This window comes from Campylobacter sp. RM16704 (genome assembly GCF_000816245.1).
Taxonomy (GTDB): Bacteria; Campylobacterota; Campylobacteria; order Campylobacterales; family Campylobacteraceae; genus Campylobacter_D.
Window position 1 is genome coordinate 1,019,022 of record NZ_CP007769.1, and the last position, 23,557, is coordinate 1,042,578.

General features: G+C 28.4%; 27 protein-coding genes. 18 read left to right on the forward strand and 9 right to left on the reverse strand.

The window, feature by feature from the left end; translation table 11 throughout:
* The 6 genes from flgB to CAQ16704_RS08370 all read left to right on the forward strand — a co-directional run bounded on the left by flgB (position 1) and on the right by CAQ16704_RS08370 (position 3,576).
* A complete protein-coding gene (gene flgB, locus CAQ16704_RS05260) occupies positions 1 to 432 on the forward strand; it encodes a flagellar basal body rod protein FlgB (protein WP_039667205.1) in 432 nt (143 codons plus the stop codon).
* 10 nt (positions 433 to 442) lie between these two features.
* On the forward strand, positions 443 to 937 hold the full coding sequence (flgC, locus tag CAQ16704_RS05265; protein WP_039667206.1) for a flagellar basal body rod protein FlgC: 495 nt from the start codon (positions 443 to 445) through the stop codon (positions 935 to 937).
* Positions 938 to 940: 3 nt separating this feature from the next.
* Positions 941 to 1,234: a flagellar hook-basal body complex protein FliE gene (gene fliE / locus CAQ16704_RS05270; RefSeq protein ID WP_039667207.1), complete on the forward strand. Its 294-nt coding sequence runs from the start codon at positions 941 to 943 to the stop codon at positions 1,232 to 1,234.
* Positions 1,235 to 1,237: 3 nt separating this feature from the next.
* The gene (locus tag CAQ16704_RS05275; RefSeq protein WP_039667208.1) at positions 1,238 to 3,034 is read left to right on the forward strand and encodes a cell division protein FtsI/penicillin-binding protein; all 1,797 of its coding nucleotides are present in this window, start codon (positions 1,238 to 1,240) and stop codon (positions 3,032 to 3,034) included.
* Positions 3,035 to 3,036: 2 nt separating this feature from the next.
* On the forward strand, positions 3,037 to 3,291 hold the full coding sequence (locus tag CAQ16704_RS08365) for a hypothetical protein (protein ID WP_200884640.1): 255 nt from the start codon (positions 3,037 to 3,039) through the stop codon (positions 3,289 to 3,291).
* A gap of 129 nt (positions 3,292 to 3,420) precedes the next feature.
* Entirely contained in the window at positions 3,421 to 3,576 is a 156-nt protein-coding gene (locus CAQ16704_RS08370; protein WP_200884641.1) for a hypothetical protein, read from the forward strand.
* Positions 3,577 to 3,763: 187 nt separating this feature from the next.
* Here the strand turns inward: CAQ16704_RS08370 and hemH are convergent, their stop codons facing one another.
* From hemH to CAQ16704_RS05295, 3 genes are read right to left on the reverse strand one after another with little or no spacing between them, the layout of a single operon-like run.
* Positions 3,764 to 4,669 (reverse strand): ferrochelatase, encoded by a 906-nt coding sequence (hemH, locus tag CAQ16704_RS05285; RefSeq protein ID WP_039667209.1) that lies wholly within the window; start codon positions 4,667 to 4,669, stop codon positions 3,764 to 3,766.
* A 2-nt stretch (positions 4,670 to 4,671) separates the two neighbouring features.
* Positions 4,672 to 5,532 (reverse strand): Gfo/Idh/MocA family protein, encoded by an 861-nt coding sequence (locus CAQ16704_RS05290; protein WP_039667210.1) that lies wholly within the window; start codon positions 5,530 to 5,532, stop codon positions 4,672 to 4,674.
* Entirely contained in the window at positions 5,529 to 6,605 is a 1,077-nt protein-coding gene (locus CAQ16704_RS05295) for a DegT/DnrJ/EryC1/StrS family aminotransferase (RefSeq protein WP_082020069.1), read from the reverse strand. Before CAQ16704_RS05295 ends, CAQ16704_RS05290 begins: the two co-directional genes overlap by 4 nt.
* Positions 6,606 to 6,711: 106 nt before the next feature.
* On the opposite strand from CAQ16704_RS05295, the gene alaS reads away from it, so the two are divergent.
* From alaS to CAQ16704_RS05325, 6 genes are all read left to right on the forward strand, one after another.
* Complete coding sequence (gene alaS / locus CAQ16704_RS05300) at positions 6,712 to 9,249, forward strand: alanine--tRNA ligase (protein ID WP_039667212.1); 2,538 nt, start codon at positions 6,712 to 6,714, stop codon at positions 9,247 to 9,249.
* Entirely contained in the window at positions 9,249 to 9,791 is a 543-nt protein-coding gene (gene maf, locus CAQ16704_RS05305; protein WP_039667213.1) for a septum formation inhibitor Maf, read from the forward strand. Before alaS ends, maf begins: the two co-directional genes overlap by 1 nt.
* Positions 9,791 to 11,722, forward strand: coding sequence for a PBP1A family penicillin-binding protein (locus tag CAQ16704_RS05310; RefSeq protein WP_039667742.1), 1,932 nt, complete (start codon positions 9,791 to 9,793; stop codon positions 11,720 to 11,722). The genes maf and CAQ16704_RS05310 overlap by 1 nt, the downstream gene beginning before the upstream one ends.
* 84 nt (positions 11,723 to 11,806) lie before the next feature.
* Positions 11,807 to 12,700 (forward strand): protein-methionine-sulfoxide reductase catalytic subunit MsrP, encoded by an 894-nt coding sequence (gene msrP / locus CAQ16704_RS05315; protein ID WP_039667214.1) that lies wholly within the window; start codon positions 11,807 to 11,809, stop codon positions 12,698 to 12,700.
* Entirely contained in the window at positions 12,700 to 13,260 is a 561-nt protein-coding gene (locus CAQ16704_RS05320) for a ferric reductase (protein ID WP_039667215.1), read from the forward strand. The genes msrP and CAQ16704_RS05320 overlap by 1 nt, the downstream gene beginning before the upstream one ends.
* Positions 13,261 to 13,350: 90 nt before the next feature.
* Positions 13,351 to 15,246 carry an NAD(P)/FAD-dependent oxidoreductase gene (locus tag CAQ16704_RS05325; protein ID WP_039667216.1) on the forward strand — a complete coding sequence of 632 codons (1,896 nt, stop codon included), beginning with the start codon at positions 13,351 to 13,353 and terminating at the stop codon, positions 15,244 to 15,246.
* A 31-nt stretch (positions 15,247 to 15,277) separates the two neighbouring features.
* Here CAQ16704_RS05325 and CAQ16704_RS05330 read toward each other — a convergent pair whose 3' ends face one another.
* Genes CAQ16704_RS05330 through CAQ16704_RS05355 form a run of 6 tightly spaced genes read right to left on the reverse strand, consistent with a single transcriptional unit; the run spans position 15,278 to position 19,777 of the window.
* Positions 15,278 to 15,805, reverse strand: coding sequence for a DUF2165 family protein (locus CAQ16704_RS05330; RefSeq protein ID WP_052245011.1), 528 nt, complete (start codon positions 15,803 to 15,805; stop codon positions 15,278 to 15,280).
* A gap of 58 nt (positions 15,806 to 15,863) precedes the next feature.
* Complete coding sequence (locus CAQ16704_RS05335) at positions 15,864 to 17,993, reverse strand: heavy metal translocating P-type ATPase (RefSeq protein ID WP_039667217.1); 2,130 nt, start codon at positions 17,991 to 17,993, stop codon at positions 15,864 to 15,866.
* Positions 17,983 to 18,174, reverse strand: a complete 192-nt coding sequence (locus CAQ16704_RS05340) for a heavy-metal-associated domain-containing protein (protein WP_039667218.1) — start codon at positions 18,172 to 18,174, stop codon at positions 17,983 to 17,985. Before CAQ16704_RS05340 ends, CAQ16704_RS05335 begins: the two co-directional genes overlap by 11 nt.
* On the reverse strand, positions 18,174 to 19,106 hold the full coding sequence (locus CAQ16704_RS05345) for a cation diffusion facilitator family transporter (protein ID WP_039667219.1): 933 nt from the start codon (positions 19,104 to 19,106) through the stop codon (positions 18,174 to 18,176). The genes CAQ16704_RS05340 and CAQ16704_RS05345 overlap by 1 nt, the downstream gene beginning before the upstream one ends.
* Positions 19,107 to 19,124: 18 nt before the next feature.
* Positions 19,125 to 19,439 carry a DMT family transporter gene (locus CAQ16704_RS05350; protein WP_039667220.1) on the reverse strand — a complete coding sequence of 105 codons (315 nt, stop codon included), beginning with the start codon at positions 19,437 to 19,439 and terminating at the stop codon, positions 19,125 to 19,127.
* Complete coding sequence (locus CAQ16704_RS05355; protein WP_039667221.1) at positions 19,436 to 19,777, reverse strand: DMT family transporter; 342 nt, start codon at positions 19,775 to 19,777, stop codon at positions 19,436 to 19,438. The genes CAQ16704_RS05350 and CAQ16704_RS05355 overlap by 4 nt, the downstream gene beginning before the upstream one ends.
* A gap of 144 nt (positions 19,778 to 19,921) precedes the next feature.
* On the opposite strand from CAQ16704_RS05355, the gene CAQ16704_RS05360 reads away from it, so the two are divergent.
* From CAQ16704_RS05360 to CAQ16704_RS08510, 6 genes are read left to right on the forward strand one after another with little or no spacing between them, the layout of a single operon-like run.
* Entirely contained in the window at positions 19,922 to 20,629 is a 708-nt protein-coding gene (locus CAQ16704_RS05360) for a YebC/PmpR family DNA-binding transcriptional regulator (protein ID WP_039667222.1), read from the forward strand.
* Positions 20,630 to 20,637: 8 nt separating this feature from the next.
* Positions 20,638 to 21,120: a peptidyl-prolyl cis-trans isomerase B gene (locus CAQ16704_RS05365; protein ID WP_039667223.1), complete on the forward strand. Its 483-nt coding sequence runs from the start codon at positions 20,638 to 20,640 to the stop codon at positions 21,118 to 21,120.
* Between the two features lie 47 nt (positions 21,121 to 21,167).
* Positions 21,168 to 21,596, forward strand: coding sequence for a hypothetical protein (locus tag CAQ16704_RS05370; protein ID WP_039667224.1), 429 nt, complete (start codon positions 21,168 to 21,170; stop codon positions 21,594 to 21,596).
* 48 nt (positions 21,597 to 21,644) lie between these two features.
* Positions 21,645 to 22,256 carry a DedA family protein gene (locus tag CAQ16704_RS05375; RefSeq protein ID WP_039667225.1) on the forward strand — a complete coding sequence of 204 codons (612 nt, stop codon included), beginning with the start codon at positions 21,645 to 21,647 and terminating at the stop codon, positions 22,254 to 22,256.
* Positions 22,243 to 22,902 carry a DUF2920 family protein gene (locus tag CAQ16704_RS08505; protein ID WP_052245012.1) on the forward strand — a complete coding sequence of 220 codons (660 nt, stop codon included), beginning with the start codon at positions 22,243 to 22,245 and terminating at the stop codon, positions 22,900 to 22,902. Before CAQ16704_RS05375 ends, CAQ16704_RS08505 begins: the two co-directional genes overlap by 14 nt.
* Complete coding sequence (locus tag CAQ16704_RS08510; RefSeq protein WP_335328901.1) at positions 22,838 to 23,500, forward strand: DUF2920 family protein; 663 nt, start codon at positions 22,838 to 22,840, stop codon at positions 23,498 to 23,500. Before CAQ16704_RS08505 ends, CAQ16704_RS08510 begins: the two co-directional genes overlap by 65 nt.
* Positions 23,501 to 23,557 lie beyond the last annotated feature (57 nt).

The window sequence follows — 23,557 nt, forward strand, 5'->3', positions numbered from 1 at the left end:
ATGATAAGCCCTTTCAAATCAAAAGAACTTGTTGTTGATGCTTTAGCAGGAAGAAATTTAAGAAATCAAATGATTAATTCTAACCTTGCAAATGTTGATACTCCTTTTTATAAATCAAGAGATATAGAATTTGAAACGGCTTTAGTTAATAGAGCAAATGAAATTTTCAAAAAGAAAGATAATAAGGAGCTTGAATTAGCAAATACCAATATAAATCATCAAAAGCCTTGGAAATTTCCAGATCCTAATAAATCAACTATTTATTTAAGAGATGGACATTTAGCAAGAAATGATGCAAATACAGTAGATCTTGATGTAGAAACTACAGAAATGAGTAAAAACACTATGATGATTACCGCCTTAGATGGCGTCTTAAGAAGACAAAGTAATATTTTTACAACCATCATAGATACAAGCTCTAAATTAGGCTAGGAGAAAAATAATGGCTTATTTAAGTGATTTTGATATTAGTGGATATGGACTTAGCGCGCAACGTTTTAGAATGAATGTAATTAGCTCAAATATAGCTAATGCAAACACCACTAGAACAGCAGAAGGTGGGCCTTATAGAAGAAGAGAAGTGATTTTTAAAGCAACAGACTTTAGTGAAATCCTAAACAAACAAATAGCCAAGGATAATAATTTTTTAGAATATGAAAACCCTTTAAATGATCCATCTTCACAAAAAGATGCAAAACCTGCTATAATGAGTGTAGTAGTTGATAAAGTTGTAAGAGATGATAAGGATTTTCGTATGAAATTCGACCCATCACATCCTGATGCAAACGAACAAGGTTATGTTGCTTTTCCAAATATAAATCCAGTTATAGAAATGGCTGACTTGATAGAAGCAACAAGAGCTTATCAAGCAAATGTTAGTGCTTTTACAAGCACCAAAACTATAGCACAAAGTGCAATAGATTTATTAAGAGGTTAATGAATGAATACTATAAATGGTTTAAACCAACTCAATAATACTAATAATAAAAGTAGTAATAATGCAAGTAACATAGGTGATGAATTTTCAAGTTTGTTAAAAAATTCTATTAACAATCTTAACAAAACTCAAGAAACTGCTGAAGCTGCTATGGTAGATATTGCTACAGGAGAGGTTAAAGACTTACATCAAGCAGCAATTGCTATTAGTAAAGCAGAATCAAGTATGAAATTTATGCTTGAAGTTAGAAATAAGGCTATAAACGCATATAAAGAAATTTCAAGAACTCAAATTTAATATATGCTTTCAAACGCTGTTAGAAATAGAGTCTCAAAAGTCGCATTTGCTTTTTTTATGGCTTTATTTTTTATGGCTTTATTTTTGCTTTCTACTTTTTTTCTTACCTCAAAACGCCACATACCCAATACTCAAAAAGAACAATATTTCTCTGCCCTTAGAGGTAATATCATTACAAGTGATAATTTTACTATTACTTCCAGTAGACAAATTTATAGAGCGGAGATAGATTTAAGAAGTCTAAATCCAGATAAAAAAGAATTATTTTTAAAACTTTTTCAAATTTATAGTGGTGTCAGTGATGAACAAATGCAAGATATTAGAAAAAGAATGTCGGCTAAAAAGAAAAGGAGTTATAATTTTATTTTACTTCAAAATATTAATTCAAAAGATGCAAGTTACCTAAAAGAATTAGCAAAAAAACTTTATACACAAGGATATTTTAAAACATTTACCAATAGCAATGGAAAAGTTGAAACTAGAGGACTTGATATTATAGAACACAAGGAAGATCGTATATATATGCCAAAAGACTCACTCACTCCTATTATAGGTTACACAAGAACTTATATGGACGAACAAAGTGAAATTTTTAAAAATGTCGGCATAAAAGGCTTAGAAAAATACTATAATGAATGTTTAAATCCTTTACAAAATGCAAAAATTCAAGGTTTAAGAGATATAGGTGGTAATATTATTTTGAATTTGCATTCTTATGGGCAACGTAAAATAGATGGTTGTAATTTATACTTAAATATTTCATTAAAACTTCAAAAAGGACTAGAAAAAGCAATTGATAAAAGAAACGAAGATTTAAAAGCTAATGAAATCATCGTAGCTATAATGGAAAGTAAAAGTGGAAAAATTTTAGCACTTGCTAGTTCAAGAAGATATGATCCACAAAATCGTGGAAAAGATCTTTCTGTACTTAATGCAAGTGCGATAGAATATGGATATGAAGCTGGTTCTGTTATAAAACCTTTTATCTTTACAACTGCCTTAATGCTTAACAAAATCAAAGTCAATGAAACAATTGATACCCAAGGTGGACAATACAAACTAGGTCGTTTTACTATACGCGATGATCATAAAAAAAATAAAATGAGTATGGAAGAAGTTATCACCTACTCTTCAAATGTTGGTATGATTAAAATTGCTCAAAGGTTAAGTAATCTTGAAATTATCTCGGGGCTTAGAATTTTTCGTTTTGGAGAAAAAAGTGGAATTGACCTTCCTTATGAACAAAAAGGAGAAATACCAAACCCTAAAAAATTAAGAGATATAGAAAAATCTGTTTTAAGTTATGGTTATGGTTTGAAAACAACATTTATACAACTTCTAGCTGCGTATAATGTATTTAACAATGAAGGTTATTATATAATACCGCAAATAGCGAATAAAATATATCAAGATGGACGTTTAATTAAGCTTGATGATGAAATCAAAAAAGAAAAAATTCTCTCAAGTAAAGCAGCTAAAGAAATGCAACAAATTTTAATCAATGTTATTGAAAAAGGTACAGGTAAAAAAGCACAAACTCAAGGCATTATCATAGGTGGTAAAACAGGCACAGCAAGAATTGCTGAAAGAAAAGGTTATACCTCAAATCGCTATAATGCTTCATTTTTTGGCTTTGCAAATGATGAGAAAAATAACTACACTATAGGAGTTTTAGTAAGAAATCCTACCAAATCTTATAGTTATTATGCTGCACAAAGTGCCCTACCTATGTTTAAAGATACGATAAATCTTATGATAAAAGAAAGTTATTTAAAGCCAAAATATCACAATAAGGACTAATTATGGAAATTAATTATTATAGTAATCTTTGCAGTCAAATGTATGATATTTTACACAATAAAGCACCTCAAGATGAATTAGGTTTTTATTTATCATATGCAAAAGAATATAAATTTTTAGAACCTTTGTGTGAAAATAGAAGATTTATGATTCCTTTTTTGATTCAAGGTTTTAATATTACAGGTATGGATTCCTCCAAACCAATGTTAAAAAAATCTAAAACAAAAATATCCATTTGCAAAAAACAATCTATGTAATCTTTTAAATTATAACTTTAAAGAAAAATATGATTATATATTTATTCCATCAGGTTCAATTTCTTTATTTACTAATATTATAGAATGCAAAATCATTTTAAAAAACATATTAAAAAGGATGGATTTTTTGTGTTTGCAGTAGATAGCTTAAACACAAAAAGTGACAATAATGACAATTATAAAACAACAGCTTCAGTCACAACCCCAAACGGTTTTAATCTTATATTAAAAAACAAGAGTTATTTTGATGAAAAAACACAAACTCAATTTTATCCTAGTATATGAGCTTTACAATGGAGATAAATTAATAAAAAGTGAATAATATGTATTTCCAAATACATTTATACAAGCAAGGGGAAATGGAGAATTATTTAAAAGAAGTTGGTTTTACAAAAATAAATTCTTGTTTTTCTTTTTCAAAAACCCTTAAAAACAATAATCAATCTGATTTCTTTTTATATGAATGTAGCTATTAAATATTAATTTTATTTAAAATAAACTCTACAAATTCGTCACTATCATTAGGACAAGCAATAAGCTCATAATTGCTTTTTGCTAAGTGTCTATACTCTATTCCAAGCTCGAAAATAGTCTCGGAACAATCTATACAAAAAGATATAGGATAAATCAAAGCTTTTTCATCTAAATTTTTTAAAATATCGCTTGTACTTGGTTCAAGCCATTTTACTGGACCTAGCTTTGATTGGTATGCTAGTAAAATTTGATTAAATTCATTTTTAAGTTTTTCTTTTAAAATGCTTACATGTTCTTGTATATGTTTTTCATATAAATCACCTTTTTTGATTATAGAAAGCGGTAAAGAATGTGCGGAAAAAATCAAAGCCTTATAATCATATTCTTTCTTTTTTTCTAAAATATGTTTGATAATCATTTCATTATAAAATTCATTTTTATAAAAAATATCAATGACCTTTATTTTAGCTAGATTTTGAACGCTTCTAAGTTCATTTTGCACCACTTCTAAAGAAGTGGTTACTGTTGTTTTAGAATGATGGGGATACAAAGGAAACAAAACTATCTCATCATTTTTTTTAAAGCTGTATTTTGCAAAAACTTCATTAGCAAAAGGTGGCACATATAAACTGATAAAATCAAATTTACATTCCCTGGCTTTAGAATTTAATTTATTGCATAAATTTTGTGTGATTTGAGTAAGTGGGGATTTACCACCCATTTTTTCATAGTTTTGCTTCATAGCTTTTAATCTTGATTTTCTTATCATAAAAGCTATAAATTTTCTTAAAAAAACATTTTTTATCCCTAAAATATAAGGATCATTAAACATATTTTTTAAAAAAACTTCACACTCTTCAAGTTTATTAACTCCACCCATATTTAAAAAAAATACATACTTCACTATCAAACACCTTCTAAAATTTCTTGTACCTTTAGTGCATCTTCAATACTAGCTAAATTTTTACAAACTCCATTTTGCAAAAGTTCAAAAAAGGCTTCATGCTCAGCATATAAAGGAGAATTTTCGTATAAATTTGGAATTTTTTGCATATTAATAAAAAGTTCAAAATTTTTAAGATCAAGCTCATAGGTATGATTTTTACCTAAGATTTTGATATTTCTTATAATATGTTTTGCATTCCAACTATTGTGGATACTAACTAAAATATCTTCTAATTTTAAGCTTATCATTGCCTCATCTTCAAATTTTTCATGATGATGATAGGCTTTGTTTATATTTGCTTTTGAAATTTGCTTTTGACTTAAAAATCTTACTAAATCAATATCATGCACACCAAGATCACTTAAAACCCCAACATCATTAATCCTTTGAGGATAAGGTGAAATTCTTTGTATATTAATACTGATTATTTCATCATCCTTAAGTTTTTCTTTTAGAGTTAAAACTGTAGGATTAAATCTCTCACAAAAGCCTACTCCAACGCTAACTTTATCTTCTAAAGATTTCTTTTGTAAAAGTAAAATTTCATCAATATTTAAAGCTAAAGGTTTTTCTATTAAAACATTTTTTATTCGGGCAAACACCTTTAAAGCTATATCTAAATGCGTATGCGTTGGAGTAGCAACAATCACTCCATCAAGATTTTGTCTTAAAAAATCATCAAAATTTTTATGCAAAGAGTGCTTAAATTCATCTTTACAAAAAGGATCATAAAGATGAATTTCTTTTACTTTTAAATTACGCTCAAGTTCTCTTAAATGGTTTTTACCCATTTTACCAAGGCCTATAAGCCCTATCTTCATTTAAAAGCCTCAATCACTCTTATCTGATGTTCTTCTTTTAAAAACGCACTCATAGGTAAGGATAAAATTTCATCACTTAAAAGTTCTGTGTTTGGTAATTCACCTTTCTTATAGGCAAGATAACCAAAAGCTTCTTGCAAATGAAGCCCTAATGGGTAATGTATTGCCGTAGGTATGCCTTGATTTTGTAATTTTTGCATAAATTTTTCCCTATCTTTTACACGCACACTATATTGAGCCCAAGCACTTATAAAATCATTTTTTCTTGGTGGTAAAATACAATTTTTTAAATTTTCATCATAAATTTTAGCTATTGCTTCTCTTTTTTTGATCTCTTCATTTAAGTATTTTAATTTCACATTTAAAACAGCTGCTTGTATAGTATCAAGCCTTCCGTTTATACCAATGTATTTGTGTTTGTATCTTTGAATTTGCCCATGATTTAAATAAATTTTGATTTTTTGTGCTAGTTCATCATCTTGAGTAAAAATCGCCCCACCATCTCCATAAGCACCCAAAGGTTTAGATGGAAAAAAGCTTGTACAAGATATATCAGCTATAGCACATGATTTTACGCCTTTTTGGCTAGCACCAAAACTTTGCGCACCATCTTCTATCAAAGCAATATTTTGATTTTTACAAAGTTCTTTTAAAGCAAACATATCAGGCATAAGACCAAAAATACTCACAGCAATTACCGCTTTAGTTTTAGGTGTAATAACTTCTTGAATTTTTTGTAAATCAAGATTATAGTCTTTAAAATCAATATCCACAAAAACAGGCTTAGCACCTATTAAAGCCACCATTTCAGCCGTAGCTATAAAAGTAAAACTTGGCACTATAACCTCATCATCTTTACCTATTCCCAAAGCCATCAAAGCTAAAAAAAGCGCACTTGTACCACTTGAACAACCCATAGCATGTTTTATACCTACATATTTTGCTAAATTTGATTCAAATTCTTCAAGCTTTACACCACCTATAAAAGAAGAATTTTGTATAACTTCACTTACGGCTTCATCAATTTCATTTTTGTAAGCATTATATTGAGCATTTAAGTCTATAAAAGGAATTTTCATCTTAGCAACCTTGTAAATTAAAATTGTGATTATAAGATAGTTTTACTTAATTTAAAGTATTTTTGGTATTATTTTAGGCAAAAAATAGCTAGGAAAACCTATGGATATAAGAAAAGAATATTTAGAATTTTTTAAATCAAAAGGACACGAAATTACACCTTCAAGTCCTTTGGTTCCTGATGATGCGAGTTTGCTTTTTACTAATGCGGGTATGGTGCCTTTTAAAAGTATATTTACTGGAGAAGTGCCACGCCCTAATCCTCCGCGTAAAACAAGCTGTCAAACTTGCATAAGAGCTGGTGGTAAACACAATGACTTAGATAATGTAGGCTACACAGCACGCCATCACACATTTTTTGAAATGCTTGGGAATTTTAGTTTTGGAGATTACTTTAAAGAAGAAGCTATTGCTTATGCTTGGGAATTTGTAACTGAAATTTTAAAACTTCCTAAAGATAGACTTTATGTAACAGTTCATGAAAATGACGATGAAGCTTATAAGTTGTGGCAAAAACATATAGAAAAAGAAAGAATTTATAAATTTGGCGATAAAGATAATTTTTGGCAAATGGGCGATACTGGACCATGTGGGCCTTGTAGTGAAATTTTTTACGATCAAGGAAGTGAGCATTTTAATTCTAGTGAAGATTATATGGGTGGTGATGGAGATAGGTTTTTAGAAATTTGGAATCTAGTTTTTATGCAGTATGAAAGAAGTACAGATGGCACACTAAGTCCTTTACCAAAGCCAAGCATTGATACAGGTATGGGACTTGAAAGAGTTAGTGCTATAAAAGAAGGAAAATTTAGTAATTTTGATAGTTCTTTATTTATGCCTATCATAGAAAAAATAGCAAAACTTTGTGGTAAAACTTATACCTATGAAAGTGGAGCTAGCTTTAGAGTGATAGCTGATCATATTAGATCAAGTGTATTTTTACTAGCTCAAGGGGTTGGCTTTGACAAAGAAGGTAGAGGTTATGTTTTAAGAAGAATTTTACGCCGCGCATTAAGACATGGGTATTTACTAGGACTTAAAAAACCTTTTATGCATGAGCTTGTAAATGTGGTTTGTGAATTAATGGGCGAACATTATACCTACTTAAATGAAAAAAAAGAATTTATTAAAGAGCAAATCAAACTAGAAGAAGAAAGATTTTTAAGTACTATTGAAAATGGCATAGAAATTTTTAACGAAGAGCTTAAAAACACCAAAGATATTTTTAGCGGTGAAGTAGCTTTTAAGCTTTATGATACCTATGGTTTTCCACTTGATTTAACTGCTGATATGCTAAGAGAAAAAAATATCAGCGTAGATGAGGCTAAATTTAATGCTTTAATGCAAGAACAAAAAGATAGAGCTAAAGCTTCTTGGAAAGGAAGTGGAGACAAGGCAATTAGTGGGGATTTTAAAATTTTACTTGAAAAATTTGGCAAAAATACCTTTAGTGGATATGAAAATTATAAAGAAAAAACTAAAATTTTAGCTATTTTAGATGAAAATTTCAAAACTATATCTGAAGCTAAAAATGGACAAATAGTATGGCTGATGCTTGAAAAAACTCCATTTTACGCAACAAGTGGTGGGCAAAGTGCTGATATAGGATTTATCAACGAGAGTGAAGTTTTAGATACGCAAAAATTCTTTGATATTAATCTAAGCCAGGTTAAACTAAAACAAGATATAAAAACCGACGATGAAATTATAGCTTATATAGATACAAAAAAAAGAGAGCAAATCGCAAGACACCATAGTGCAACACATTTACTCCACCATGCTCTAAGAGAAATTCTTGGCTCGCATATAAGTCAAGCAGGCTCTTTAGTAGAATACAATAAACTAAGATTTGATTTTACTCATCCAAAAGCCCTAAACAAAGAAGAATTAAACAAAATAGAAACTTTAGTAAATACTTACATTATGGAAGCAAATGAAGCTAAGATTGAAATTTTGGATTTGGAAGAAGCTAAAAAAAGCGGTGCTATAGCTTTATTTAGTGAAAAATATCAAGATAAAGTAAGAGTTTTAACCTTAGGAGCTAGTAAAGAGCTTTGCGGTGGAACTCATGTAAAAAATAGTTCAGAGATTGGTAGTTTTTACATAGTAAAAGAAAGTGGTGTTAGTGCTGGAGTTAGAAGAATAGAAGCTGTAGTTAGCAAAGCTGCACTTGATTATATAAATGAAAATTTAAAAGAACTAAGCCAAATTAAAGAAGAATTAAAAACTCATGATATTTTAAACTATGTTGCGAAATTAAAAAATGAAATCACAAATTTAAAAAATGAGTTAAAAAATTCAAACAAAATAGAATTAAATTCTAAAGAACTCAACGGAACTATCTATTGTGTGCAAAAAATAGATAATGGCGATATAAAAACTATGATTGATGAGTTTAAAAACAAATCTAACAAAGCAGTGATTTTGCTTTTACAAGAAAAAGAAGGCAAAATCACCATAGCAGCAGGAGTAAAAGAAGCTCCATTAAAAGCAGGAAATTTAGTAAAAGAAATTGCACAAATACTTGGTGGAAATGGTGGCGGAAGAGATGATTTTGCTACTGCAGGTGGTAAAGATATAAACAAAATAGACCAAGCATTAAATCATGCTAAAAAAATCATAGAAGAAAGTCTTGTTTAATGCTTTATCTAGCTTCAAGTTCGCCTTCACGCGTTGCTTTACTAAAAAAAGCAAATATAGCTTTTGAACAAATCATAATAGACTATGATGAGAGTTCGATAAAAAAAGAAAAACCAAATTCTTATGTGCAAAAAATAGTTTTAGAAAAAGAAAGGCAATTTTTTGCACAATATCCTAATTTTAAAAATGTTTTATTTGCTGATAGTATAGTTTGTATTGAAAATGAAATTCTCACAAAAGCCAAAAACGATAATGAAGCATTTAAGATGCTGAATTTACAAAATGGTAAAAGCATTAGTATTTTAAGTGCTATGGTTTTGATTTTAGAAAATAAAAAAATATTCAATCTTAGCAAATGTGATATAATCTTAGATGAATTTGACTTAAAAGATATGCAAATTTATGTAAATTCAAAACTTTATCAAGGTAAAGCAGGTGCTGTAATGTGTGAAGGATTTCATAAAAAATACATTAGAAAAATCATAGGTCATCAAAGCACAGCACTAGGGCTTAATATAGAACTTTTGAAAGCTTTTTTATGATTAAAACATTAAAAATTTTTATTTCTTTTTGTGTGGTTTGTTTGATAGGAATTTTTATTTTTATTGCCTATTTGTTTTCAGATTCAGATTTAAATCAATATACTTTTAAAGATTATAAACCACCTCTTACAACACAAATTTTTGATAAAAACGGAAAATTAGTTGCTAATATCTTTGAACAACACCGCTTTTATGCTCCTTATGAAGAACTTCCACCAAGACTTATAGAGGCTTTAATTGCTATAGAGGACACTAGTTTTTTTGAACATAATGGAGTCAATATAGATGCAATTTTTAGAGCAGCTATTAAAATCATAAGAAGTGGTGGTAAAACTATGGAGGGTGCTTCTACTCTCACACAACAATTCATTAAAAACACAGAATTAACTCCTGAACGAACCTTAAATAGAAAATTAAAAGAAGCTTTGCTTGCTTATAAAATAGAAAGTACTTTGACTAAAGAACAAATTTTGGAAAGATATTTAAATTTCATTTTCTTTGGGCATGGATATTATGGAGTTAAAACCGCTGCACTTGGATATTTTAGAAAAAATTTAGATGATCTTAGTCTAAAAGAAATAGCTATTTTAGTAGGTATGCCTAAAGCCCCAAGCACTTACGATCCGACTAGACACTTGGATCTTTCTTTAGCAAGAGCAAATAGTGTTATACAAAGAATGTATAATCTAGGTTGGATTTCTAATGAAGAATACCAAGGTGCTTTAAAAGAAATTCCAAAAATTTATGATGATACATTGACACAAAATGCAGCTCCTTATGTAACTCAAGAAGTTTTAAAACAATTAAGTGGTATTAAAGATTTAAAAACAGGTGGATATAAAATAGAACTTGCAATTGATCTTGATGTACAAAATATTGCAAGAGATGCTTTAAAATTTGGCTATGATGAGATTATAAAAAGAGATAAAGATGCAAATTTAAGCACACTAAATGGGGCTATGATAGTAGCAAATCATCAAAATGGTGATATTTTAGCCTTAGTAGGTGGAGTAAATTATGCAAAAAGCAATTTTAATCGTGCCACTCAAAGCTTAAGACAGCCTGGAAGTTCCTTTAAGCCTTTTTTATATCAAATTGCTATTGATTTAGGTTATTCGCCTATGAGCAAAATCGCAGATATTTCAAGAGTTTTTGAAAGTTCTAAAAAAAATGAAAAAGATTGGAAACCAAAAAATTTTGGCGACAAATTTTTAGGACTTATTACCTTAAAAGAAGCACTAACTGGCTCAAGAAATTTAGCTACCATCAATCTTGCTCTTTCCTTAGGTCTTGATGTTATTCATGATAAACTCATATATATGGGATTTGAAAATATTCCTATGGATTTATCTATAGTTTTAGGAAGTTTTGGAATTTCTATTTATGATTATGCTAAGCTTTATACTGTTTTTGGAAATTATGGTCTTCAAAAAGATTTAATATTAATAAAAAAGGTGATTGATAAAAATGGAAAAACTTTAGTAGAATTTAATTCTGGAGAAAGAAAAATTAGTGAACCTGCACAGGCTTTTTTAGTTAATAATATGATGCAAAATGTTGTTCAAAAAGGTACTGGACGCAATGCAAGAGTTAAAGGGATTGAAATAGCTGGAAAAACAGGAACTTCTAATAAAAGTATAGATGCTTGGTTTTGTGGATTAACTCCTGAAATAGAAGCAATCATTTGGTATGGCAATGATGATAATAAACCTATGAAACAAATTGAAGGCGGAGCAAGAACTGCTGCTCCGGTTTTTAAAGAATTTTTAACAAAATATTTAGAACTTTATCCTGATAGTGCAAGAAAATTTAATATTCCTAAAGGAGTTTATCAAGGATTTTTTGAAAAACAAAAAGAATATTATACCAATACTTCTCCTTTTCCAAAAAATAATCCTATTTTTTCTGAAAACAATGAAATTATTTTTTAAAATATTTTTTATAAAATAATAAAAATTATCCTTTTGTTTTCCTTTATATGTTTTAATACTATATAAATATATAAAGGAATAATTATGAATATTACCCATGAAAAATTATACAAAAAAAGACGTCATTTTTTAAAACTAGGTACTGGTGCTTTAGTTAGCTCAGCATTAATCCAATCTAAATTAATGGCACTAAATTTTTTACCTGATGCAAATAGTGAAAAACTAAAACTTAGTGATGAAAAAATTGCAACTAATTATATTAATTTTTATGAATTTTCTACAGATAAAAAAAGAGCAGTAGAACTTGCTAAAAATTTCAATACAAAGGGCTGGAAAATAGAAATTAGTGGTGAAGTTGAAGAGCCTTTAGCTTTAACTATGGAAGATTTACTAGCTTTTCCTTTAGAAGAAAGGATTTATAGATTTCGCTGTGTTGAAACTTGGTCTATGGTGGTGCCTTGGGTTGGTTTTGAGCTTCGAGCTTTGATAGAAAAATGCAAAGTTAAAAGTAATGCTAAATTTATAAAATTTACCACTCTTTTTGATAAAAATCAATTTGCAGATCAAGCTTCATTTTTTCCAACTCTTGATTATCCTTATGTAGAAGGTTTAAGATTAGATGAAGCTATGCACCCACTAACACTTATGGCTGTTGGTATGTATAAAAAACCTTTACTTGGACAAAATGGAGCACCGATTCGCCTTGTAGTTCCATGGAAATATGGTTTTAAAAGTATAAAATCTATCGTTAAAATAGAATTTACTAAAGAACAACCTAAAACCACATGGGAGCTTGCAAATCCTAGAGAATATGGTTTTTATGCAAATGTTAATCCAAACGTCTCTCACCCAAGATGGTCTCAAGCTAATGAGCGTCCTTTGGGAGATTTTTTCACTAAACCTACTCAAATATTTAATGGTTATGAAAAAGAAGTAGCACATTTATATAAAGATATGGATTTAAGGGTTAATTTTTAATGAGTAAAAAATTTTGCAATATTAGTAGTTTTTTGCTTTTTATTTTAAGTATATTTTATAGTTTTTATCAAATTATGCATGAATTTGATATTGTAAAATCTGTGTATTTTTATAGTGGTATATTTGGCTTAATCTTTTTTGGATTAAGCCTATTTTTTTCACTTTTAAAATATAAACACACAAAAGATTATCCTAAATTTTTAGGTTTTTATGCATTTTTTTGGGCCTTGATTCACTTTTTAAATTATTTTGCTTTTGGAAAAAATTTAGACCTAATGCTTTTTTTCAAAGATACTTTTAGTAAAAATTTAGAATTTAGTGGTTTTATAAGCTTTTTTATACTCACACTAATGTTTATAAGCTCTTTTAAATTTTTTACAAAACTCAGTAAAATTAGAAAACTGGGTTATATCTGTTTTTTAATAGCCTCTTGGCATTATTTTTTATCTGCAAAAGTTCCGCAAATTCCACATATTTTTGTTTTAAGCATTGCTATAATTTTTTTATCTTTAAAACTATGGAAAAACTATAAAAAGAGAAAAAAGGTAACTTATTATTAAATTTTATAGCATATAAAAGTTAATTTAAGAATAAAAGTATAAAAGCTTCCTTAAAATAAGAGTTAATATATCTTATTTTAAGGAAAGACAATGCAAAGAAGAGACTTTTTAAATGGAATGGCTTTAACTATACTTGCAGGAATGACTCCTTTGCAAGTTTTATATGGTAAAGAAGCTAAGATCGAAGACTTCACTAAAGAATACTACCCACCTAAATGGCTTGGACTAAGAGGAAGCAATAATGCAAGCTATGAATTTGCACATATGTTAAGAGATGGTGAAAAATTTGACTTTAGCGCTATTAAACCTAAACAAGAATATGACTTAGTTATAGTTGGAGCTGGTATTAGTGGATTAGCAGCTGCCTGTTTTTATCAAAATAAATTTGGAAAAGATAAAAAGATTTTAATTCTTGATAATCATGATGATTTTGGAGGACACGCTAGAAGAAATGAAATAGAACTAGAAGATGGAACTATTTTAAGCTATGGGGGTAGTGAAACTTTTCAATCTCCCAAAGCATTATATTCTAAAGAAGTAGTAGGATTGTTATCTTCTTTGGGTATAGATATTGATGAGTTAGCTAAACGCTTTGATATAAATTTTTACCCTGATTTAAAACTTAGTAGAGGTGTGTATTTTTCTAAAGCTGAATTTGGGGTAGATAAAGTTGTAAATGGAAATCCTAGAAAAGTAATTTGTGATGATATTCCAGAAGAAAAGAACAATGGCAAAAGTATAGAAGATTTTATAAAAGATTTTCCGCTAAATGAAAAAGACAAAAAAGATTTAATCGCTTTATTCAAAAGCAAAAAAGATTATCTAAAAGGTATGAATAAAAAACAAAGAGATGAGTATATAGCCAAGACAAGCTATAAAAATTTTTTAGAAGAAAAGGTTAAACTCTCACCTCAAGCTATAAAATTCTTTGAAGGTATGACAGATGACTTTTTAGCGTTGGGAATTGATGCTGTTTCTTGTGAAGATGCTAGAATTTCTTTTTTACCTGGATTTGATAAACTAGGTCTTGATCCTATTGAAGGTGACGCACTAGCTGAAATGGAAGAACCATATATCCACCACTGCGCTGATGGAAATGCAACTGTTGCTAGATTGATGGTTAAAAGATTGATTCCTGAAGTATCTAAAAAAGGTAAAGACATGGATGATATTACTTTAGCCCATTTTGATTATTCTAAACTCGATCTTGCTAAAAACAAAGTTCGCTTAAGATTAAATAGCACAGTAATAAATGTAGAAAATACAAACGATGGTACTTTAGTTACTTATATAAATAAAGGCAAAAATTATAGAATAAAAGCAAAAAAAGTAGTAATGGCAAATTATAATAGTATGATTCCATATATTATACCAAGCTTACCACAAGAACAAAAGGACGCTTTGAGTAAGAATGTAAAAACATCACTTTTACACACAAAAGTTATTATAAGCAATTGGGAACCATTTATAAAACTTGGAGTTCATGAAATTTACTCACCTAAAATGCCTTATGCTAGAACAAAACTTGATTATCCTATTGACATGGGAGGTTATTATCACCCAAGGGATCCTAAAAAACCTATTTGTGTTCATATGGTTTGTTCACCTTTGGTTTTTGCTTCTATACAAGGAATTGATCTTGAAGGAATGGATGCAAGAGATAGAGCTAGAATAGGTAGAAATTTATTATTTACTATGAGTTTTGAAGAGCATGAAAAAATCATTCGCGATCAGCTTCAAGGTATGTTAGGATCTGCTGGATTCAATCACGAAAAAGATATTAAAGCTATAGTTGTAAATCGCTGGGGACATTGTTATTCATATACTGAGAATAGTTTATACGATGATAATAAAGAGACACAGAAAACTATAGAACTTGCAAGAAAACCTTTTGGAAACATTGTGATAGCTAATTCAGATTCTGATTGGTCTGCTTATATGCATTCAGCAATTGACCAAGCATATCGTGCTGTTAATGAATTATAAAATCAAACTCCTAAAAGGAGTTTGAAAAAAATCAATCATCATTTTTAATGCTTATATAAATTAAAGCCAAAAGCATATAAGTTACTAATCTAGTAGCATCAGGCAAACCATTCCAAGTTTTACTCATCCACATACCAAACCATTCTGCAGCTACAACTTGAAAACCAAAAAACCAAAGTAGGCAGCAACAAGTCAATGCAATAATTCCAAATTTTTTAGCTTCATGGAAACTTTTTGCATCTGAATTTCTAGCTTTAAACATATCCAAAGCACCTTTTATAGCCGTTAACATTATGAAAGTTTCAAACATAATGATAAAAATATAAGCTATATGATGTATAACAGGTGAAGTAATAGCCCTATATACAATAGCATTGCCTAAATAATCAGGTTTGGTATCCATGCTCATGACATGCATCACAAACTGAAAATTTGAATTATAGTCTGTAACGTTTCCAAAAACAACAATAGCCGCCAAAGAGGCAACAGTTAATAAAACTATGATTTTTGAAAATCTGACTATATTAGTCATAGAAAAACAATTACAATCAACTTGCATTGATTCCCCCCCCCCTCCATAAATAATTTTGATATTTGTTATTATATTATACTAATATTTAATAAAACCTTAATAGTCTTAAAGAATTCAAAACAACCATTATAGAGCTAAAACACATTATTAAAGCCGCTAAATGCGGACTTAAAGAGATAAAAGATATAAAACCTGCTGCTATAGGAATACACAATATATTATAAATGAAAGCCCAAAAAAGATTGAGCTTTATGATGTATTTTGTCTTTTTAGAAAGTTCAAAACAATAAGATATTAAAGACAAATCATCTTTTATTAAAATCAAATCTCCACTTTTTTTAGCAAGTTCACTTGCTTTAGAAAAGCTTATGCTTGCATTAGCTAAATTTAAAGCAGGCGCATCATTAATGCCATCTCCTATAAAAAGCACTTTTTCAGTTTTCATTTTTTCTTCTATAAATTTAAGTTTTTGACTAGGTTTTAGATCAAAATAATATTCATCAATGTCCAATTCTTTTGCTATTTTGGTAATACTTTGTTTATTATCACCACTTAAAATAACACTTTTTATACCTTTTTGTTTTAAATTCATTATTAAACTTCTAGCTTCATTTTTTAATTCGTTCTTTAAGCAAACACCACCGACACAAATTCTATTTTTTGCAAAATACAACAAAGTTGGAGCCTGATTTTCAAATTTTTGCAAAAATTCTTTACTTTTTTGTATGTTGATATTATTTTCAAGCATAAGTTTTTCATTGCCTATTAAAAACACCTCTTCATTTTCTTTATATACCAAACCACTACCTATTAAAACACTTAATTTTCCTTTTAAATTTATATTTGTATTTAACTCTTTAACAAAAGCTTTTGCAATAGGATGTGAGCTTAAATTTTCAATTTGTGCGAGTTTTTGAAAGTCTTCTTGACTTAGATTATGCTTATAAATACTTAAACTATCTTGACTCAAAGTGCCTGTTTTATCAAAAATAGCAAGTTTTATATTTGCGAGGCTTTCTAAAACTGCAGGATTTTTAACCAAGATAAAATTTCTTGCACCATTTGCTAACGCACTTACTATAGCTATAGGTGTTGCCAAACCTAAAGCACAAGGACAAGAAATCAAAAGTGTGGCGCAAGCATGCAAAAACGCCGAATTTATTCCTTCTTTAAAATACCAAAATCCAAATACAAAAACCGATAGAACAATAACACAAGCTACAAAATATGCTGAAATTTTATTAGCTAAACTTGCCAAAGGGGTTTTAACATTCCCAGCTTTAAAAACCATGTCTTTGATTTGCTCTAACGAACTTTCAATAGCTTTTTTATCTGCTTTTATTTTTAAATTTCCGTTAATAAGCACACTTCCTGCTAAAATTTCATCGCCTTGTTTTTTAAAAAGTGGTAAAAATTCTCCTGTTAAAAAACTTACATCTACTTCAGCTTCACCATTTATAATCACTCCATCAGCAACAACACTCTCACCCTCTTTTACCAAAATTACATCATCTTTTTTTACAAAAGCACTAGAAATACTTTTTATACTACCATTGTCTAAAAGTATATTAGCTTTTTTTATATCTATATCTTTTAATTTGTTTTGATATTCTAAAGATTTAAATTTAGCCCTTTCCTCTAAATATTTACCGAGTAAAACAAAACTTATAATCATTGCCCCACCGCTAAAATATAAATATTCATCTTTGCTAAATATTTCAAAATACACAAGAAAAGAATACATAAAAGAAGTAAAAGCGCCTAAAGATATCAAGGTATTCATATCTAAATTTTTATGTTTTAAACCCTTAAAAGCATGGATAAAAAAATCTTTCCCACAATAAAAAATTGCTATCATAGATAAAAACATTTGAATCAAAGCAGAATTATTTCCTTGAATAAACATTTCAAAATACATCACAATAGAACTTAAAACTATACTCGTTATAAGTTTTATTTTCATTTTCTTAAGTTCTTGAAGTTTAAACTCATATAAATTTTGTTCATCTTGCAATACTTCAAAACCTAAAGCTTGGATTTTTTCTTTAATTTTTGTTTTTAAAGATAGATCTTTAAGTAAAAATACTCCACTAGAATTTACATAAGAAACACTAACATCTTCTACTCCATCAATCCTAGAACAAACTTTTTCTATAGCATTGGAACAATTAACGCAAGTCATATTGCCTATTTTTAATTTTAATTCATGCTTCATCTAATTCAAAGCCTAAATCTTGTAGTTGTTTTTTAAACTCATCAAGCTGCTCTGCTTTCAAATCAATTTCTATGCTTTTACTTTCAACGTCAATTTGCATAATACCAAATTCTTCTTCTAATGAAGCCTTGATTAAATTTACACAACTTTGACAATTAATATTTTTTGTTTTTATTTTCATCATATTTTCCTTTTTATTGGTTGAATGGTACAATGACCTATTTCAAAATTTTCATATAATTTTTTAGCAATTTTTTTATATAAAATATCAAAATCTTCTAAAGTCTCAACATTAATTTTGATATGCATCGATGCTACAAGCATTTTATTGGTTATTTGAGTTATGTGCAAATCAATAATCTCAAGTACTTCTTTATGTTCCATAACAGTTTCACGAACTTTTTCCACATTAACAGGAGAGGTTTCGAGTAAAATGTTACCACTTTGTTTTAATAAAATAATTGCCCATCTAATTAATAATAAAGATAAAATTAAAGCTAATATCGTATCAATATATACTACATTAGTAAAATATACAATAATTCCACCAATAATAACTACTACCGAACCCAACAAATCACTCATCATATGTAAAAAAGCTGATTTCATATTTACATTATCTAAATTAGCTCCTTTAAACATCATAAAACCATTAATTGCATTTACTATTAATCCTAAAAATGCAATTATTACCATTGTCTTTGCATCAATTTCACTAGGAGTGATTAGCTTTTCTATTGCTTCATAAATTATAAAAAGAGCTGAAAAAATGATTGTTAAAGCATTGATAAAAGCAACAAGAATTTCTAAGCGAAAATAGCCGAATGTTTTTTGACAATCTTGCCATTTTTCTACAGCCACTATAGCTAAAAAACTCAATGCTAGTGCAAAAACATCCGAAAACATATGTAAGGTATCACTTAAAAGAGCTAGCGAATTAGAAATAATTGAATACACAAATTGAACAAGCATCATAGAGAAAGTCATTATAAGAGAAAATTTTAAAATCTTTTTATCTATTGCCCTAGCATCTGTATGGGAATGCCCATGACTACAAGAATGATGATGAGAATGTTTTTTTAATATAGGTTGATGAGATAAATAATCATACATTGTTAAACCTTTATATAATCAAGTATTTAAAAGTATTACCGCAATAATTACTATAAAAACTCCAAATATACCAATTTTGTTTAATTTTTCTTTATAAAGTATCCAACCACCAAGACAAGTTCCAATAATACCAATAGCACCCCAAGTAGAATATGCAATACTCAGTGGAACATATTCTAAACTAAATGATAATAAGAAAAATGCAAATACTGCACAAAAAATTGCACTTAATCCCCAAAATTTATATTTAAAACCTTCAGATTTTTTTAAAAGCAAATTAGCAATAATATCTAAGACTGCAGACGCAATAATGACTAATAAATACAATTTCATTTTTCTTTTATCTCTCCTAAATTAATCATTATTATTCCTAATATAGATAAAACAATCCCAAGAATTTGAAAATTTGTCAAACTTTCTCTAAATAATAAAAATGAAACTAAAAGAATTAATACCACTCCTAAGAGCTCCCATACAGCATAGGCTATACCTATTTGAATTTTTCTTACAGCAAAACCCATAAGAAAATAAGAAAATGCAATAAATAAAGTCATAAAAATATATCCAAAAGCTTTATTTTCCATTTTTAAAAAACTTGTTCCCACTACTTCAAATATAATAGCGCCTATCAAAAAAAACCATGCAATCAAAATATCTTTTTTAATTTTCATGAATTATTACCTATTTGTTTAATTATAGTTGTGAAAATAACAATTTTTAAGAATTACACATTTTATCACAGCATTCTTTAAAATCAAATTTAGACTTATTAGTCTATACTATTATTTTAATATTAATAAAGAAAGAAGGAATTAATGGGAAGAGCGTTTGAATACCGCAGAGCCTCTAAAGAAGCAAGATGGGATAAAATGAGCAAACTTTTTCCAAAACTTGCAAAGGCCATACAAGTAGCAGCAAAAGAAGGTGGAGTTGATCCTGATATGAATCCAAAACTTCGTAGTGCCATAGCTACTGCAAAAGCCAACAATATGCCAAAAGACAATATAGATGCAGCTATTAAAAGAGCAAGTGGAAAAGATAGTGTCGATATTAAAAATATTCACTATGAAGGAAAAGCAGCACATGGTGCATTAATTATAGTTGAGTGTATGAGTGATAATCCTACACGTACAGTAGCTAATGTCAAAGCGATTTTTAGTAAAAATGGTGGGGAAATTTTACAAAATGGTTCTTTAACTTTTATGTTTTCACACAAAGCTGTATTTCATCTTGAAAAATACAATGGAGATTTGGAAGAACTTGAACTAGAACTCATTGATGCAGGACTTGAAGAGCTTGAACAAAATGAAGAAGAGTTACTAGTTATAGGTGATTATACTGCCTTTGGTGAGCTTAGTAATGCTATAGAAAAAAAAGGTTTAGTGCTTAAAAAAGCAGGACTTGAGTATCTTGCAAACAACCCTGTAAGTTTTAGTGAAGAACAACTTCTTGATATTGAAAAATTGCTTGATAAATTAGAAGATGATGATGATGTTCAAGCAGTTTATACTAATATAGAATAGGAACAAATATGCTTAAAAAAATTGATACAAAAGATGCAAAAAAATATAATTTTGCTATTATAAGCACCGAAAAAGGTGATATAAAATTAGAATTATTTCCAAATGAAGCACCACAAACTGTGTGTAATTTTGCAAATTTAGCCAATGATGGTTTTTATGATGATCTTATCTTTCATCGTGTAATACCAGATTTTGTTATACAAGGTGGCTGTCCTTATGGTATAGGATCAGGTGGTCCTGGATATGAGATAGAATGTGAATGTGATGGACAAAAACACAAACATTTAAGAGGAAGTTTATCTATGGCACATGCTGGTAGAGATACTGGTGGTTCACAATTTTTTATTTGCCATAGTCCACAGCCTCATTTAGATGGAGTTCATACTATCTTTGGACAAATCAACCCTGAAGATAAAGAAAGTTTGGAGGTACTAGATAGTATTAGAGCAGGAGATAAAATCAAAACTATTCAAATTTTAGAAAAACTTTAATTTTACTTCTCCTTAAAAATGTGCTATGATTTTTAAGGAGATTGATTATGCATTTTATTTTTATTTGTATTCATATAATTTGTGCTATATTTTTCATAGCTTATGTGTTTTTTGATGTATGTGTTTATTGTTTTGCCTATAAACATGAAAGTAAAGAAGATTGTGATAAAATTAAAAAAGCCTATACTAAATCAAGTATTATTATCTTTGCTAGTATCTTTATCTTGCTTTTATTTAGTGGATTTTATCTTTTAAGTTTTTATGAAATTAATTCTTTTTGGGATATTTTTAAAAGTAACTTTGGGATATTTTTATTTATTAAGCTTTTATTATTGGCAATAATGTTTGGCTTAACTTGTTATTCTTTGTTTTTTATAAAGATTTTAAAAAGAAAGGATCCTTTAAAATCACACTTAATTGCTTTAATTTTATGTATTTTGATAGTCATTTGTGCAAAAGCGATGCTGTATTTTTAAAACATTAAAACTAAATTTATATTATTAGCTTAAAAATAAAGGTTATTTATGCTTGGTGAAATTATAGATTTTTTACTTACTCTTGCAAAAGATTGGGGGTATTTAGGAATTATCTTTTTAATGTTTATCGAAAGCTCTTTTTTTCCTTTTCCAAGCGAAGTAGTAATGATACCTGCTGGATATTTAGCCCATCAAAACGAGCTTAACTTTTGGCTATGCTTACTTTGTGGGACATTTGGAGCTCTTTTAGGAGCTTTACTCAATTATTATTTATGTTATTTTTTAGGGCGTAAAGTTGTTTTAAAAATATGCAAATATTTTGGAGTCAACGAAAAAAAATTTACTAAATTTGAAGAATTTTTTAACAAACATGGAGAAATCTCTACTTTTAGCGGGAGATTAATACCAGGATTACGCCAGTATATTTCTTTACCTGCTGGACTTGCAAGAATGGATCTAAAAAAATTTATATTCTATACTAGTTTAGGAGCTGGTATTTGGTGTTTGATTTTACTTATACTAGGCTATGTTTTAGGAAAAAATGAAGATTTAATTAAAGAATATCTACATTTAGTCGTTATTGTTTGTATTGTTTTTACAGGTATTATTCTGGCCATATATATCTATATTCAAAAAAGGAAAGATCATGCTTCGAACTAATTTTTTTCAAATTCCATCTTTTGACGATATAGAACTTAATATCCAAAGACAATCTTTATTAAATTTTAGAATCGATTATGATGATGAAAAAGAAGTTAAGGCTATAGTTTTTCTTTTACCTGGTCTAGGCAGTGATATTAATGATACATATCAAAATAAACTTATTTATAGAGTTTTAGAAAATCATAATGTAATTTGCGTAAGTGTGGATTATTTTTGTATACAATGTAGACCACAAAATGGTGCTAAATTAATACTAGATGAATTTGATCAAAATGTCATTGCATCTATTTGTAATACTTGCCAAATAGATATTAATAATAAATATTTCAATAACTATAAAGAAGTTTTAACTTTCTTAGATACTGAAATAGCAAAATTAAAAATTAAAAATATACTACCAGAAAATAAACTCATAGATATATCTATAACTTGTGAACCACCAAATAATGAGTATCAAAATTTTGGTATTATGCAAGCATTAGATTGTTTACAAGTATTATCTTATATTAAAACAAATAATCTCTTTACTTTTAAAATAGCATCATGGGGGGGGGCTTACTCAACTTCCTATCATTCTTATTGGAAGCTCGCATGGTGGATATGTCTCGCATTTAATGGCAAAATTAATGCCATGGGAAATTGATGGAGTTATAGACAATTCTTCTTATGCTAAAGTCTTTTTACCTTTAGTTGGCTTTGCAAAGGAAATAAATTTCGTAAAATATTATGAAGCTTCTTATATAGACCCAAAATATACAAATTTAAAACTAAACTTTTTTACTAAAACACATTTTACAAGCAATCCTAATTCACCATATTATTTTTCAAAAGCACATTATAGAATTCGTAATATTTTAGATGAAGACCATTTACAAATACAAGCACAATTTCCAAAAACTATATATAGATCTTACCACAGTGTGCAAGATTTAAGACTTGCTCCACCTGAAGATAAAATACAACTATACAATACCTTACAAAAACTAGGCTTTGATGCGTGTTTAACAATGATAGAAAATGAAAATCAAATCGATGGAAAATTTATTAAAAATCTTGAACATGGTATGGGTATGTCTTTAAAAATGCTAATTAACAAAGAACTGCCAATAATGTTAGAAAAAATTTCAAAACAAAAGAAAAAAATAAATATTAAAAAAATCACTTACCCAAGTGAAAATTTACTCTATACTTTTTTTAAAAACGAAAATGATTTTCCACAATTTTTGTTAGAATATTTTTAGTTTTATAAGATTTTATATTTTAATTTGATAAAATATCATAAAATTTTTAAAGAACTT